The 15,712-nt window shown below is 57.2% G+C and carries 12 protein-coding genes and 2 pseudogenes; 11 read left to right on the top strand and 3 right to left on the bottom strand.

All coding sequences use genetic code 11. The annotated features are described in order from the left end of the window. Window position 1: 1 nt before the first annotated feature. From FFH21_RS25875 to fba, 5 genes and pseudogenes are all read left to right on the top strand, one after another. Entirely contained in the window at window positions 2–1,165 is a 1,164-nt protein-coding gene (locus tag FFH21_RS25875; RefSeq protein WP_011169752.1) for a phosphoglycerate kinase, read from the top strand. A 27-nt stretch (window positions 1,166–1,192) separates the two neighbouring features. Beyond that, window positions 1,193–1,423 carry a hypothetical protein gene (locus FFH21_RS25870; RefSeq protein WP_002555693.1) on the top strand — a complete coding sequence of 77 codons (231 nt, stop codon included), beginning with the start codon at window positions 1,193–1,195 and terminating at the stop codon, window positions 1,421–1,423. Between the two features lie 85 nt (window positions 1,424–1,508). Beyond that, window positions 1,509–1,706 carry a hypothetical protein gene (locus tag FFH21_RS25865; protein ID WP_004654900.1) on the top strand — a complete coding sequence of 66 codons (198 nt, stop codon included), beginning with the start codon at window positions 1,509–1,511 and terminating at the stop codon, window positions 1,704–1,706. 52 nt (window positions 1,707–1,758) lie between these two features. Continuing rightward, a pseudogene (locus FFH21_RS25860) lies at window positions 1,759–2,086 on the top strand (MliC family protein). Window positions 2,087–2,200: 114 nt separating this feature from the next. Then, window positions 2,201–3,265, top strand: a complete 1,065-nt coding sequence (gene fba / locus FFH21_RS25855; RefSeq protein WP_004654897.1) for a class II fructose-bisphosphate aldolase — start codon at window positions 2,201–2,203, stop codon at window positions 3,263–3,265. Window positions 3,266–3,466: 201 nt separating this feature from the next. Here fba and FFH21_RS25845 read toward each other — a convergent pair whose 3' ends face one another. Together FFH21_RS25845 and FFH21_RS25840 are read right to left on the bottom strand one after the other, a co-directional pair. After that, the gene (locus FFH21_RS25845) at window positions 3,467–3,886 is read right to left on the bottom strand and encodes a DUF3010 family protein (RefSeq protein ID WP_004642718.1); all 420 of its coding nucleotides are present in this window, start codon (window positions 3,884–3,886) and stop codon (window positions 3,467–3,469) included. Window positions 3,887–3,941: 55 nt separating this feature from the next. After that, a complete protein-coding gene (locus tag FFH21_RS25840) occupies window positions 3,942–4,352 on the bottom strand; it encodes a lysozyme inhibitor LprI family protein (protein ID WP_002555668.1) in 411 nt (136 codons plus the stop codon). Window positions 4,353–4,580: 228 nt separating this feature from the next. Here FFH21_RS25840 and FFH21_RS25835 point away from each other — a divergent pair, with 228 nt between their 5' ends. The 6 genes and pseudogenes from FFH21_RS25835 to FFH21_RS25810 all read left to right on the top strand — a co-directional run bounded on the left by FFH21_RS25835 (window position 4,581) and on the right by FFH21_RS25810 (window position 12,333). Next, window positions 4,581–5,558 (top strand): dipeptidase, encoded by a 978-nt coding sequence (locus FFH21_RS25835; protein WP_004663330.1) that lies wholly within the window; start codon window positions 4,581–4,583, stop codon window positions 5,556–5,558. 83 nt (window positions 5,559–5,641) lie between these two features. Continuing rightward, window positions 5,642–6,172: pseudogene (locus FFH21_RS25830) on the top strand (DUF5943 domain-containing protein). Window positions 6,173–6,187: 15 nt separating this feature from the next. Further along, a complete protein-coding gene (gene dgcA / locus FFH21_RS25825) occupies window positions 6,188–8,248 on the top strand; it encodes a dimethylglycine demethylation protein DgcA (RefSeq protein ID WP_004663334.1) in 2,061 nt (686 codons plus the stop codon). A 116-nt stretch (window positions 8,249–8,364) separates the two neighbouring features. After that, complete coding sequence (dgcB, locus tag FFH21_RS25820; RefSeq protein WP_004663335.1) at window positions 8,365–10,326, top strand: dimethylglycine demethylation protein DgcB; 1,962 nt, start codon at window positions 8,365–8,367, stop codon at window positions 10,324–10,326. Then, window positions 10,326–11,546, top strand: a complete 1,221-nt coding sequence (locus FFH21_RS25815; protein ID WP_004663336.1) for an electron transfer flavoprotein subunit alpha/FixB family protein — start codon at window positions 10,326–10,328, stop codon at window positions 11,544–11,546. Before dgcB ends, FFH21_RS25815 begins: the two co-directional genes overlap by 1 nt. Then, a complete protein-coding gene (locus FFH21_RS25810) occupies window positions 11,536–12,333 on the top strand; it encodes an electron transfer flavoprotein subunit beta (RefSeq protein WP_011169749.1) in 798 nt (265 codons plus the stop codon). Before FFH21_RS25815 ends, FFH21_RS25810 begins: the two co-directional genes overlap by 11 nt. Window positions 12,334–13,203: 870 nt before the next feature. Here the strand turns inward: FFH21_RS25810 and FFH21_RS25800 are convergent. Continuing rightward, on the bottom strand, window positions 13,204–15,624 hold the full coding sequence (locus tag FFH21_RS25800; RefSeq protein ID WP_011169748.1) for a fibronectin type III domain-containing protein: 2,421 nt from the start codon (window positions 15,622–15,624) through the stop codon (window positions 13,204–13,206). Window positions 15,625–15,712 lie beyond the last annotated feature (88 nt).

The following is a 15,712-nucleotide window of genomic DNA, read 5'->3' as shown; positions in this document are numbered from 1 at the left end:
CATGACCGTCTTGAAGATGACCGACCTCGATCTGCAAGGTAAACGTGTACTGATCCGCGAAGACCTCAATGTCCCGGTAAAGGACGGCGTTGTCAGCAGTGATGCACGTATTCTTGCCTCGCTGCCGACCATCAGGCTGGCGTTGGAAAAAGGCGCGGCCGTCATGGTCTGCTCGCACCTGGGTCGTCCGACCGAGGGCGAGTTCTCTGCTGAAAACAGCCTCAAGCCGGTTGCCGATTACCTGAGCAAGGCATTGGGTCGTGATGTTCCGCTGGTTGCCGATTATCTGGACGGCGTTGACGTCAAGGCCGGCGATGTCGTGCTGTTCGAGAACGTTCGCTTCAACAAGGGTGAGAAAAAGAACGCCGACGAGCTGGCACAGAAATATGCGGCCCTGTGCGACGTGTTCGTGATGGACGCTTTCGGTACCGCTCACCGTGCCGAGGGCTCGACCCACGGCGTTGCCAAATTCGCCAAAGTGGCAGCGGCAGGCCCGTTGCTGGCTGCCGAGCTTGAAGCGCTGGGCAAGGCTCTGGGCGCTCCGGCTCAGCCGATGACTGCCATCGTTGCCGGCTCCAAGGTGTCCACCAAGCTTGACGTACTCAACAGCCTGAGCGGCATCTGCAATCAGTTGATCGTCGGCGGCGGCATTGCCAATACATTCCTGGCCGCAGCGGGTCACAAGGTCGGTAAATCGCTGTACGAACCTGACCTGCTCGATACCGCGCGTGCCATTGCCGCCAAGGTCAGCGTGCCATTGCCGACTGACGTGGTGGTTGCCAAGGAATTCGCCGAGAGCGCCACTGCAACCGTCAAGCTGATCGCTGACGTGGCCGACGACGACATGATTCTCGATATTGGCCCGCAAACTGCTGCGCATTTCGCCGAATTACTGAAATCTTCCGGGACTATCCTGTGGAACGGTCCAGTCGGCGTGTTTGAATTCGATCAGTTTGGTGAAGGCACCAAAACGCTGGCCAAGGCCATTGGCGAAAGCCAGGCGTTCTCCATCGCGGGCGGTGGCGACACACTGGCGGCCATCGACAAGTATGGTGTTGCAGAACAGATTTCCTACATTTCGACCGGTGGCGGTGCATTCCTCGAGTTCGTGGAAGGCAAGGTTCTGCCAGCGGTAGAAGTGCTCGAACAACGCGCCAAGGCTTGAATGAAAGCTTTGGACAAGGAGTGGTCAATGGTCAGGGCGTTACCGTGGTTTCTCATCGCAGGTTTGCTGGCCGGTTGCGCGGGCAAACCTGCGGTTGAAGAGGTGGAGAGCGACTCCCCGAGCCAACCGCTCCAGTTAAGCTGTTATCAGGCGGGCTGGCAGGCCGAAACGGTGCCGGTCATCTACAAGCGTGGCGGTCCGCAGGCATGGGATCGTTACGAGTTCATGCCCAGAACAGGCAATGTAGGATGTTTGTGAGCCAGGTCTGAAATCCGTTTGGCAACATTGACGGGCTTGGGCGGTCTTTAAAGAGTGGATATTTTTCCGGCAAAGGAGTTTCGCCATGAAGATCGCTGCCCTGGCTCTGATGAGCTGCGTTGTATTGGCTGGTTGTACCGGTTCTGGCTCACATGCCAAGACCTGTCAGATATTCAGCCCGGCCTCTGTGAATGTGCCGACGACTGAAAACAGTCAACGGGTCGAGGCACATGTAACGGGTGAGCCGGCCGACGACCGTAAACAGGAACAGAACTGCCCCTGACAGTTGAGACGACCGGCATACACCGCGTTTCGCAGGGCAGCCAGGAGATGTAATGAGACGCGTGATTGCCCTTGGGGTTTTGGCAGTGCTTGGCGGTTGTTCGAGCCTGAGCACATCGCAGCACAATGACCCTTGGAACCGTTGGGTGTGTGACAGCAATGCAGAGGTCAACTGGCGCTACATCGATTCGGCCAAAAAGGAAGTCGATGTTCGTCTGAATCAGAGCGATCAGGTGTTCAGGCTCAAGGCTGAACCCGGCGCTGCCAGCGGAACGCTTTACAGCAACAATGTGTTGGCATTCGTCAACAAGGGGTAGCGAGGGCCTGATCTACTGGGACGCTACCAACGATCTGATCGGTCGCGGCTGCAAGGCCAGATAAGTCGGATCTCGGGCACACACGCACAGCCTTCGTGGCTGAGCTTATAACTTGAATGGCAGCCGCCACTACGGCAGGCTTGCTCGATTAACGACCCTACCGGGAGAGAGACAGACAATGGCACTTATCAGCATGCGCCAGATGTTGGACCACGCAGCCGAATTCGGCTATGGCGTTCCAGCTTTCAACGTAAACAACCTGGAACAGATGCGCGCCATTATGGAAGCGGCCGACAAGACCGACTCCCCGGTGATCGTCCAGGCTTCTGCCGGTGCCCGCAAATACGCCGGTGCGCCGTTTCTGCGTCACCTGATTCTCGCCGCGATCGAAGAATTCCCGCACATCCCGGTGGTCATGCACCAGGACCACGGCACCAGCCCTGACATCTGCCAGCGCTCGATCCAGCTGGGCTTCAGCTCGGTGATGATGGACGGCTCGCTGCGTGAAGACGGCAAGTCCCCAGCCGATTACGACTACAACGTCGACGTTACCCGTCGCGTAGTGTCCTTCGCTCACGCCTGCGGCGTTTCCGTGGAAGGTGAGCTGGGCGTGCTGGGTTCGCTGGAAACCGGTATGGCCGGTGAAGAAGATGGTGTTGGCGCGGAAGGCGTTCTGGACCACAGCCAGATGCTGACCGACCCTGAAGAAGCGGCTGACTTCGTCAAGCGCACCCAGGTGGATGCTCTGGCCATTGCCATTGGCACCAGCCACGGTGCGTACAAGTTCACCAAGCCGCCTACCGGTGACATCCTGGCGATCGAGCGTATTAAAGAGATCCACAAGCGCATCCCTAACACTCATCTGGTGATGCACGGTTCCTCGTCTGTTCCACAGGAATGGCTGAAGATCATCAACGAGTTCGGCGGCGACATCAAAGAAACCTACGGTGTACCGGTCGAAGAAATCGTTGAAGGCATCAAGCACGGCGTGCGCAAGGTCAACATTGATACCGACCTGCGTCTGGCCTCTACCGGTGCCATCCGCGAATTCATGGCTAAAAACCCAAGCGAGTTCGACCCGCGCAAGTATCTGGCCAAAACCGTCTCGGCCATGCGTGACGTGTGTATCGCGCGCTACGAAGCCTTCGGCACCGCTGGCAACGCCTCGAAGATCAAACCGATCTCCCTGGACGCCATGTTCGAACGCTACGCGCGTGGCGAGCTGGATGCCAAGATCAACTGAGTTGATTGCGCATTGAAAAAAACCGCAGAAATGCGGGTTTTTTTATGTCGGGTCAAAAGTAACTGCGCGGCGAATGAATGTGACGCGGAGCGTCACGAACTGCATTCCCACGCTGGAGCGTGAGGAACGATAATCCCCGCTATCGTGCGACGCTCTGCGTCGCATGCCGTTCCGGACGCTCTGCGTCCTCTCTCGAAAGGCTTAAACGCTCTTCATCACACCCGCACACGCCGCCTTGTACGCTTCGTGCTGATACTTGTTCAGGGTGGCGGGCAGGGCGAAGGTGTGTTTCTTGTTCTGCGCATTGACGGTCTGCGGCGAGATCAGCACCACGTTGCAATCAGACATCAGTTGAAAGATGGTTTCGATCTTGAAGGTGGTCGGGCCGCCAGCGAATTCGCCTTTCTTGCTGCGCTTCTTGATAACCACATGGCTGATGCCGTTTTCACGTACGAAACCGGCGAGTTGCGTGGAGAAGGCTTTGACGTTGGCGGCCTCGTCATCATCCTCCAGCGCAAGCTTCTTGGTGGCGAGCGGCAAGTGCTCGATGCCGCCATTACGTCGAGTGGCAAGGGCGAATATGGCTTCGCTGCCTTTGATTTCTACACCGCAAATAATCATGAGAAAACCTGATGAGCTCGTTCATATAAAGAAGCAGGTTATCTCATCGTAGACGTTATTCCTGTGCAATCGACTCCAGGTACTCCGAGCGCTCGTCGCTCATGCGCGCAATGCAGTCGTTTTCACTGATGGTGAATGCTTTGCTGCCTGCCGCAGAAGGGAAGACTTCAACGGCGCAATCTGCGTCACGCAGCTTCTCCCAGGCTTGCTGGGCGGTCTTGAGTTTGCTGGTAAAGTCGTTGAATTGCGTCTTGTTGGCAACGAACTGCGACTGAACACGCTTGAGCAGGTTGTTGAAGTTTTCCTTGAGCAATTCTTCTGCAGTCGTGCGGCTGTAAACCGAGCACTCCAGAGTCTGCTTGTCATCGTCAACACCGTCGCAAGGCGAGACATCCGGGTTCTGAGCAGCCTGTACGCCTGTCACAGCCGTTGCCATCAGGGCCAGGGTCAGCAAAAACGTTTTCATCGAGTCGCTCCGATCCATTGATACGCTGGATTCTGTCTCAAGCGCGAGACAATGAACAGGTTTACGACATCGTGGGGCGACACGCCGTCACCCTTTGTCGCATCTTGACGCTTTCGGCAAACCCCCTGTCGTTTTTGCACCCGGTTCACGCGACCCTCCGGCATATGCTGACCCCATTAGCGCCGACAGCCGATTCGGCGCGCCGGAATCAAAAAAGGGGACAGCCTGATGAGCCCAGCCGAATTGCACGCCGACAGCATCGTTATTGACGGGCTGATCATCGCCAAGTGGAACCGCGAGCTGTTTGAAGACATGCGCAAGGGCGGCCTGACCATGGCCAACTGCACGGTGTCGGTATGGGAAGGCTTCCAGGCCACTATCAACAGCATCTGCAGCAGTCAGAAACTGATGCGCGAAAACAGCGACCTGGTCATGCCGGTGCACACCACCGCAGACATTCGCAAGGCCAAGGAACTGGGCAAGACCGGCATTCTCTTCGGCTTCCAGAATGCGCATGCCTATGAAGACCAGATCGGTTACGTCGAGATCTTCAAGCAACTGGGCGTCGGCATTGTGCAGATGTGCTACAACACCCAGAACCTGGTCGGCACCGGCTGCTACGAACGCGACGGCGGGCTGTCGGGTTTCGGTCGTGAGATCGTCGCTGAAATGAACCGGGTCGGGGTGATGTGCGACCTGTCCCACGTGGGTTCGAAAACCTCGGAAGAAGTCATTCTCGAATCGAAAAAGCCGGTCTGCTATTCCCACTGCCTGCCTTCAGGCCTCAAAGAGCATCCGCGCAACAAATCCGACGCTGAACTGAAGTTTATTGCCGACCACGGCGGCTTTGTGGGCGTGACCATGTTCGCGCCGTTTCTGGCCAAGGGCATCGATTCGACCATCGACGATTACGCCGAAGCCATCGAATACGTGATGAACATCGTGGGCGAGGATGCCATCGGTATCGGCACCGATTTCACCCAGGGCCACGGTCAGGAGTTTTTTGAATACCTGACCCACGACAAGGGCTACGCCCGCCGTCTGACCAGCTTCGGCAAGATCATCAACCCGCTGGGCATCCGCACCGTGGGCGAGTTTCCCAATCTGACTGAAACATTGCTCAAGCGCGGTCATTCCGAGCGCGTGGTGCGCAAGATCATGGGCGAGAACTGGGTCAACGTACTGGCCGACGTCTGGGGCGAGTAATCCGCCAGCCACACCTTATCGAATTGAACCCCCGCGGCCTTTCAGGCGGTGGGTGTAACCCGAATCATCTGGAGTTTGACCCCATGGCTAAAATCGCCCCGCAACTGCCTATCGAAGTCGACAGCGAAACCGGCGTCTGGACCTCCGATGCGTTGCCGATGCTCTATGTGCCCCGGCACTTTTTCGTCAACAACCACATGGGCATTGCAGAAGTGCTGGGTGCCGATGCCTACGCTGAAATTCTCTACAAAGCCGGTTACAAGTCCGCCTGGCACTGGTGTGAAAAGGAAGCCGAATGCCACGGCCTGCAAGGTGTTGCCGTGTTCTAGCACTACATGAAGCGTCTGTCGCAACGCGGCTGGGGACTGTTCGAGATTCAGGACATCGATATCGAAAAAGGCACCGCCAGCGTGAAGCTTGAGCACTCCTGTTTCGTGTATGTCTACGGCAAGGTGGGACGCAAGGTCGACTACATGTTCACCGGCTGGTTTGCCGGGGCGATGGACCAGATACTCGCCGCCAGCGGCAGCTCGATCCGTACCGTAGCCGAGCAGGTTTACGGTGGCTCCGAAGAAGGTCACGACGACGGACTGTTTGTCGTCAAGCCGCTGTAAATCGAGGATCGCGTTATGGCTTTCGAAGCGATGTTCCAGCCGATCCAGATTGGCAAACTGACAATCCGTAACCGTGTGTTGAGTACCGCGCACGCTGAGGTTTATGCCACAGACGGCGGTATGACCACCGACCGGTATGTGAAGTACTACGAAGAGAAGGCCAAGGGCGGCATCGGTCTGGCCATCTGCGGCGGCTCATCAAGTGTCGCCATCGACAGCCCGCAAGGCTGGTGGAAATCGGTCAATCTGGCGACCGACAGAATCATCCCGCACTTTCAGAACCTCGCCGACGCCATGCACAGGCACGGCGCCAAGATCATGATCCAGATTACTCACATGGGCCGTCGCTCGCGCTGGGATGGTGATCACTGGCCGACCCTGATGTCGCCGTCAGGCATTCGCGAGCCGGTACACCGTGCGACTTGCAAGACCATTGAGCCGGAGGAGATCTGGCGAGTGATCGGCAACTACGCCAGCGCAGCGGCGCGTGCCAAGGCCGGTGGGCTGGACGGGGTCGAGTTGTCGGCGGTGCACCAGCACATGATCGACCAGTTCTGGAGCCCGAGGGTCAACAAGCGCACGGATGAATGGGGCGGCAGTTTCGAGAACCGCATGCGCTTTGGTCTGGAAGTTATCAAGGCGGTGCGCAAGGAGGTCGGCCCCGACTTTTGTGTGGGCCTGCGCATCTGTGGCGACGAGTTCCACCCCGATGGCCTCAGCCACGAGGACATGAAGCAGATCGCCAAGTATTACGACGACACCGGCATGATCGATTTCATCGGCGTGGTGGGCTCGGGTTGCGACACCCACAACACCCTGGCCAACGTCATTCCGAACATGAGTTACCCACCAGAGCCGTTTTTGCACCTGGCGGCCGGGATCAAGGAAGTGGTCAAGGCCCCGGTGCTGCACGCGCAGAACATCAAGGACCCGAACCAGGCAACGCGAATTCTGGAAGGCGGCTATGTCGACATGGTCGGCATGACCCGCGCGCACATTGCCGACCCGCACCTGATCGCCAAGATCAAGATGGGCCAGATCGATCAGATCAAACAGTGCGTCGGTGCCAACTACTGCATAGACCGCCAGTATCAGGGGCTGGATGTGTTGTGCATCCAGAACGCTGCGACGTCCCGCGAATACATGGGCGTGCCGCACATCATCGAAAAGTCCACTGGGCCGAAACGCAAGGTCGTGGTAGTCGGTGCCGGTCCTGCCGGTATGGAAGCGGCTCGGGTATCTGCCGAGCGTGGCCATGACGTGACCCTGTTCGAGAAGAAGGAATTCATTGGCGGGCAGATCACTACCGCGTCCAAGGCACCGCAGCGCGACCAGATTGCCGGTATTACGCGCTGGTTCCAGCTGGAGCTGGCGCGCCTGAAAGTAGATTTGCGTCTAGGCGTTGCGGCCGATGCAGCAACCATCCTCGACCTGCGCCCAGACATCGTGGTGCTGGCGGTGGGCGGTCATCCGTTTCTGGAGCAGAACGAACACTGGGGCGCTGCCGAGGGGTTGGTGGTCAGCAGCTGGGACGTGCTGGATGGCAAAGTTGCGCCGGGCAAGAACGTGCTGGTCTACGACACCATCTGCGAGTTCACCGGCATGTCGGTAGCCGACTATCTGGCCGACAAGGGCAGCCAGGTCGAAATCGTCACCGATGACATCAAGCCGGGCGTGGCAATTGGCGGAACCTCGTTCCCGACCTACTACCGCAGCATGTACCCCAAGGAAGTGATCATGACCGGCGACATGATGCTGGAAAAGGTCTATCGCGAGGGCGACAAGCTGGTGGCGGTGCTGGAGAACGAATACACCGGTGCCAGGGAGGAGCGAGTTGTCGATCAAGTGGTGGTGGAAAACGGCGTGCGTCCGGACGAAGCGATCTATTACGCGCTCAAGGAAGGCTCGCGCAACAAGGGACAGATCGACATCGATGCACTGTTCGCCATTCAGCCTCAGCCTTCATTGAGCCAGCCGGGCGACGGTTACCTGCTGTTCCGTATCGGCGACTGCGTGGCGCAGCGCAATACCCATGCAGCGATCTATGACGGCTTGCGCCTGTGCAAGGATTTTTGAGAACAGCTACAGGTTGCAAGCTTCAAGCTGCAAGTAGAAGCCTTTGCTCGGTGCTTTTTCTTGAAGCTTGCAGCTTGAGGCTTCCAGCTTAAAGCTTGCACCTTGAGGGCAACGTGATGCTAGACACCCTTCTTCCCATCCTGCTGTTCAGCGCCCTGGCCCTTGCGGCGCTGGGTGCGTGGCGGCGGGTGAGCATGTGGCGCAACGGACGGCCCTCGAAAGTCGACTTGCTCGGCGGGCTGCTGGCCATGCCCAAGCGCTACATGGTTGACCTGCACCACGTAGTCGCACGCGATAAATACATCGCCAACACCCATGTTGCCACTGCAGGCGGGGCGGTTGCCTCAATCGTGCTGGCGATTCTGGTGCACGGCTTCGGCCTGCATAACCGCGTTCTTGGCTACGCGCTATTGCTAATGACGGCGGTGATGTTTGTCGGCGCGGTATTTGTCTATAAGCGTCGTCTCAATCCGCCCGCGCGTTTGTCGAAAGGGCCTTGGATGCGCCTGCCGAAAAGCCTCATGGCGTTTTCAGCAAGCTTCTTTCTGGTCACGCTGCCGGTGGCGGGCATTCTTCCCGAGCATTTTGGTGGCTGGGTGCTGGTTGTGATCCTCGGGTTGGGCGTGTTGTGGGGCATCAGTGAACTGTTCTTCGGCATGACCTGGGGCGGGCCGATGAAACATGCTTTCGCCGGGGCGCTGCATCTGGCTTGGCACCGGCGAGCCGAGCGTTTTGCTGGGGGACGTTCCACGGGTCTGAAACCTTTGGATCTGAACGATCGAACCGCACCGCTGGGTGTGGAGAAACCTCAGGACTTCACCTGGAACCAACTGCTGGGCTTCGACGCCTGCGTGCAGTGCGGCAAGTGCGAAGCGGCCTGCCCGGCGTTTGCGGCAGGCCAGCCACTCAACCCGAAAAAGTTGATTCAGGACATGGTGGTCGGCCTTGCCGGTGGCACCGACGCAAAATTTGCGGGCAGTCCATATCCGTCGCTGGATGGCAAAGGCAAGCCGCTGGGCGAGCATGGCGGCAATCCGCATCAGCCCATCGTCAACGGGCTGGTGGACGCCGAAACGCTATGGTCCTGCACCACGTGCCGAGCCTGCGTCGAAGAGTGCCCAATGATGATCGAGCACGTCGATGCCATCGTCGACATGCGCCGTCACCTGACCCTCGAAAAGGGCGCGACGCCAAACAAGGGTGCCGAGGTGCTGGATAACCTGATCGCCACCGATAACCCCGGCGGTTTTGCACCGGGCGGGCGGATGAACTGGGCAGCGGATCTGAACCTGAGTCTGCTCAGCGAGAGAAAGAGCGTTGACGTGCTGTTCTGGGTCGGTGATGGCGCGTTCGATATGCGTAACCAACGTACCCTGCGCGCGTTCGTCAAAGTCCTCAAGGCGGCTAAGGTAGATTTCGCTGTGCTGGGCCTCGAAGAGCGCGACAGCGGTGACGTGGCGCGGCGTCTGGGTGATGAAGCGACCTTCCAGATGCTCGCCCGACGCAACATTCAGACCCTGGCCAATTACAGCTTCAAGCGTATCGTGACCTGCGACCCGCACAGTTTTCATGTGCTGAAAAACGAATATGGCGCTTTTGGTGGCGACTATCAGGTGCAGCACCACAGCACCTTCATGGCTGAACTGGTGCGCAATGGCGCATTGAGTCTGGGCCAGCACAAAGGTGCCAGCGTGACCTATCACGACCCGTGTTACCTGGGCCGTTATAACGGCGAGTACGAGGCCCCTCGTGACGTGCTGCGTGCCCTGGGTATAGAAATCAGGGAAATGCAGCGCTCGGGCTTTCGTTCCCGCTGCTGTGGCGGTGGTGGCGGCGCGCCGATTACCGATATCCCCGGCAAACAGCGAATTCCCGACATGCGCATGGACGACATTCGTGAAACCGCTGCCGAGGTGGTAGCAGTCGGTTGTCCACAGTGCACGGCCATGCTTGAAGGCGTGGTTGAACCACGCCCGCTGATCAAGGATATCGCCGAGCTGGTGGCCGATGCGCTGATTGAAGAAGTTATCCCCAGCCCGTCTGTTGCCAGCAAACGTGAACCCGCGGAGGTGCACTGATGAGCGACATTATCCGCCGCGACCCTCGTGCCGAGTGGATCGCTCGCAATCGACTGCACCCGCTGCATGCCGCCATGCAGCCTGTGCAGAGCAGTTGGATGGGACCAAACGGTTTGCTGCGCAAGAACGTGCATGGCCTGGGTTTTATCGGTCCCAGCGGTATAAAGCGCATTGACCGTAGCGGCGCTCAGCAGGGTGGCGCGGTCAAGCGTTCAGCTGTCGCCGACGTGCAGTTGCCGCTGCATACCATCGTCGAGCCAGCGTTCTATATCACGGTGGTGCCCGATATGGTCGGCGGCCGCCTGAGCAGCCACGATCGCGACTTGCTGGGGCTGGCGCGTCAGCTTGCCGGAGCCGACGGTGCCGTGCTGGCAGTGGTGTTCGGCGAACACAAGGAAACTGCTTTCGACGTTGCTGGCGTGGATCGGTTATTGATTATCGACGGTGCCGGGTTCGACGGTTATTCACCGGAACAGCGCGTGCAAGGATTGCGAGCTGTGGATAACCAGTTCAACCCGCGCCACTGGCTGTTGCCGGACAGCCGTAGCGGCGGTGGCGAACTGGGAAGACGTTTTGCCGCCAGCATCGGCGAGCGACCTGCAACGCGGGTCTGGCAGGTCAAGGACCAGCTGTGCATAAGTCGGGCAGGCGCGGGACGCGAAGACCTGGTTCGGCCTTTGGCCCGTCTGATTCTGGCCGCGGTGGAGTGCGCCGAACCGGTCAGCGAAACCCGCCACGAGGTAGTGCCGGTCGAGTTGTCCACAGGCGTGGCGCGCAGCCTGCCGCGTATCGAAGACCTGGGAGCGGTTGCCGTCGATCCCGGCGTTATCCCCATGGCTGAAGCCGAATTCATTCTGTCTGGCGGCAATGGTGTCAAAGACTGGGGCCTGTTTCATCACGCCGCTTCGGCACTCGGGGCCACCGAAGGGGCGTCGCGGGTGGCGGTGGACGATGGTTTCATGGGCCGCGAGCGGCAGGTGGGCGCGAGTGGCACCTGGGTGACCGCAAGGGTGTATGTTGCCGTTGGTATTTCCGGGGCCATCCAGCATCTGCAGGGCATCGGCGCCTGTGACAAGGTCATTGCGATCAATCTGGATGCGGGGTGCGACATGGTCAAGCGCGCTGATCTATCGGTCATCGGCGAAAGCGCCGAAGTGCTCACGGCGTTGATAGCCGCAGTGCAAGCCTGGCGCAGCGGAGGTAAGCGTGATGCAGCCTGAAGTGTCTGTGGATAAGCATGCGGCACAGATCATCAGTCTGGTATCCATCGGAGCGCACCCGACATCAGGTCGTGCGCGCCGCGCCGAACAGGATGCGCGGACCGTCGAGCTTGGCTTGCAGCTGGCTGGGGATAACTTGCAGGTACTGCACGCCGGCAATGCCGAAGAACCGGCGCTGCGCGCTTACCTTGGCATGGGGCTCAACGAGCTACATGTGCTGGAGCAACCCGAGGGCGCCGATGCGCTGGTCGCGTTGACTGACTACCTCCGCGATTCTGCCGCACAGGTGGTGCTGGCCGGCAGTCAGGCTGAAACCGGTGAAGGGTCGGGCATGCTGCCTTTTTTGTTGGCTGAAAGGCTGGGCTGGTCACTGGTGACCGGTCTGGCTGAAGTCGAGTCGCTGAACAACGGTACCGCAGTGGTGTTGCAGGCTCTGCCTCGCGGCCAGCGTCGTCGGCTGAAGGTCCGCCTGCCGTTTCTGGCCACTGTGGATAACGCGGCTCCCAAACCCCGGCAGAGCGCCTTCGGGCCCGCACAGCGTGGCACGCTGGACACCGAAAGAGTTCAGGTCGTTGCCGATGAGTTATTGACCAACCAATCGCTGCAGCCAGCCAGACCGCGGCCCAAACGTCTGAAAGTGATCAAGGCCAAGAGCGGCGCTGACCGCATGAAAGCCGCCACTGCCAAGGCCAGCGGCGGCGCAGGTCAAGTGCTGAAGGGGCTGCGCCCGGAAGAGGGCGCAGCCGCGATTCTGAAGCTGTTGATTGATGAGGGCGTCGTAAAGTAAGGCTATGGTCTTGTGCTGCCCTCTTTGATGGGCGGTTTGCTTTCTGCTCGGAGAAAGGCCGGAAGCAGGCATAGGAAATACTCCCGTCCAGACCACCGCCATTACTGACCTCGACTTTTACATCCGCGTTTTCGTAACTGCGATCTAAACTCGAAATGGTGATGGGGTAGCAAGATGGCTCGTTTGAACGTTACGCCTGTACAGCCTTGACCAATATTCTTTTCGGGAAGACTTACGCACAATCCCTGTGCGTGTGCCTGTGGATAATGTGTTGGTTAACGTCTGAAGAGCTTTTAGAACGTGGCTTTCGGAGTGGTGTTCAAAAAATGATCAATCTAACTCTTTATTTTTATTGCATTTTTTTGTGGATAAATGCGCACTGCCATGTGCCAACCACTGGTTTGCCCACAATCTCTGTGCGCGTGCTTGTGGACAAGTTGTTTGTGATTACCTGCAAGCCTTGTAAATAAAGGCTTTGGAGGTTTTGTACGAAAAATGATCAAATCAGGGTTTTGCGTGCAGCGTTGGTTCATTCGGGTGGTTTTTCAGTCATTGTATACGTTGTCCACAGCAGGCCGGGTGATTCGGACGAAGTTGTACCCAAAGTCTGTTGACGCTTCTGTGGATAAGGTGTTCGCGCTCCTCTGTAACCCAGTGAAACTGTGGGCTACAAGGTTTTGAGCAAAAAATGTACAGGTGCAATGTTTGCAAGGTGATCTGGATAAGTGATTGTTATCCAGTACATTCCTGCGTCAGCGCAACGACTCACCCACATGAACGCTTTGAAGGCTGTGTGGATAAGTCATTTCGTCGCTATATTTTCAAGCCCGTCTCATCGGCTATGGCAGCAGGTACCTGACGCCACGAGGATTACTGCCATTTTTTCGGCAAACCGGGATAAAGTTTGCCGCCTGCTTGCTCCACCCAAAGCGCCCACAACGTTGGTGCACTACCTGGCTTCCAGTCTGTTTGTGAGGTGTGAGGATTGAGACAGATATAGGTGTCGCCGCCATACGTCACTTTATCCCCCTCCAAGTAGGATTGAGCTGTTTTCCACTCAGAAATCGCTGCGCTGGTCGAAGCTTGTACAACATTGCTTGGGCCAGACAGGTTTTTCTCTGTATCGAGCGCGCCGGCAAGACACTGATACGTTTTAGCCGCTGTTAGTCCTTCCACAGTGTACTTGAGTGTTGTGGCGTCGAGACTCACTGTCTCCCCGCCAAAGGTTATGAGGCGGTAGGACGCGACACCCAGTGCACTGAAAGACGCGTCCCACTCTAATGAAACACTGGTCATTGTTGCAGCGGTCTGGCGTAAGTTGCCTGGTGGCGTAGGGCGATCGTCAGAGGGCTCGGACTTTGTAGTGACCAAGAGCGTTTCAGATCGCTCAGAGCTGTTTCCCACGCTGTCAATCGCCTGGATCTGATAACCATAAAGACGGCTGTGCAAAACACTTGTGTCAGTAAAGGGTGCGCTTCCAACGCGCTGTAAAAAAACATTATCCCTGAAGAGGTCATATTGGACGTGAGCAACTCTCGCCTTGCTCCAGTCGAGCGTTACCGACGTTGTGGTCTGTTCGGTGGATTTGAAGTCGAGAGGCAGTGACGGGTTACCGGGAACAGGTGTTTCGCCAGCGGTCTTGACCTTTAGTACATTACTGACCTCTGACCACTGAAGTTCGGTATCTTGTGCAACGACGTAGTATTCATACTGAGTATCGGCAGTGACGTCGCTATCGGTATACGCGGTCGTTACGCTTGCGATCGTTTGAAAAGGCCAGCCATTTCGGCCAATTTGATACCTGACGATTTGGCTATCGCTGGTAGACGGTGTCCACGTTAGCGACACACTGCTCTCGGTGATCTCCGCGAGGCTCAATACAGGTGTCGTCGGTTTTGCATCGCCTCCGCCTTCACTCTGTGTACGCACGGTGAGCGCGGCCGAGAATTCGGATGTGTTGCCTATGACATCAATTGCACGCACCTGGTAACTGTAAGCAGTACCGGGCTGAAGGCCGGTATTGTTATAAACAGGGTTGTCTACAAGAAAGGAGTCCGCACCGTTACGACGCAATTCATATTGCAAGACCGGTTGCGGGCCTTCCGAGAGCGACCAGTTCAGTTTCACCGACGTTGCAGTTTTTTCGGTTGATCTGAGATCAGCAGGTACTGATGGTTTTTCCGGTACAGGTGTTTCGCCTCCGGTGAGATAACCGTAGCGGTTCACGAACTCCCAGTTGTACTCCTCGCCGCTTTTGTTCTTGCCGGCATCCCAGTTGACTGACCAGGTCATCAGCCCGCGAATCGGATTGCCGGCTTTTCTCAAGTCGTCCAATGCATCTATAGCATCCTGCGGGTTTACCACATAACCGGTAGCGGCTGCGTCATTATTGGTGGGTAAGCCAATGGCCAGTCTATCGGCGGGAATTGTTGTGAAGCCACGTGTACCGTGGATCAGGCTATCAGTCAGGTAGTAGAGAAAATCTTTCTTGTGAGCATCGTTGTTTTGAGTGACCCACAGGCCGCTGCCATTATTGGCTTCATCGACCCGTAAGCCATCGCCGCCCTGGTTGTAGTACTGTGGCGCAATAAAGTCATAGATGTCTTCCAGAGCGTTGATGTAGGCCAGGTAAGCGCCGCCGCTTCTCAACGATTCCAGGAACGTCACGACGTCTTTTAGAAACGGAAAGTACGCAGTGATTTCTTTCAATAAAGGAAGTTTTTTGCTGACTCTAAGGTAAGGAAATTCCGGGGCCATGCTGATGATGAAGTGCTTACCTTCTGTCTCGTAATACTCGCGCACCATCCTCAACGCAGCGGGTAATACGGTCTGGTTATCGGCAAAGGTAATAGCAGCTTGTTCAAGGTCGATATCCAGGCCGTCAAAGCCATAGGTTTCAACCAGACGAATAATTTCATAAGCCAGTGCATCTTCCTGACCGGCATGCAACTCAATATGCGCGTCAGCCCCGCCAAGAGAAATCAGCACTGCACGGCCTTGTGCATTCAGTGCTGCCACCTGAGCGCGAAACGCATCATCACTCAGGTTATAAGGTTTGAAGGTGGGAATGCCGGCACCTTTCATAAAGGCCACGGCCACGACGTTATACGCTTCGGGTATGTCGGTCAGCGCCATCTCTTTGAAGAGGCCTTGCTGGTAACCTTGACCGGGTTCGGAAGGCCAGTTATGCCAGAACCCCATGAGAATATTTTTGCCCCTTATATCCGGCATGGCCGAGGCGGCATCGGTTGTTTTGTTTTTATATTGATTAATGATTTTTGGGTTGAGCATAGTCCGTGTCTCCTTCCGTTGGATTGACTTCAACGAGAGTTGATCACGAGAGGGGTTTTCAGTTAACTGTCAGAAATGACGGTATCGG

This window comes from Pseudomonas sp. KBS0707 (assembly GCF_005937945.2).
In the GTDB taxonomy this organism is placed as follows: Bacteria; Pseudomonadota; Gammaproteobacteria; order Pseudomonadales; family Pseudomonadaceae; genus Aquipseudomonas; species Aquipseudomonas amygdali.
Note: the sequence above shows the minus strand (reverse complement) of the source record. Positions and strands in the feature narration are given on the sequence as shown.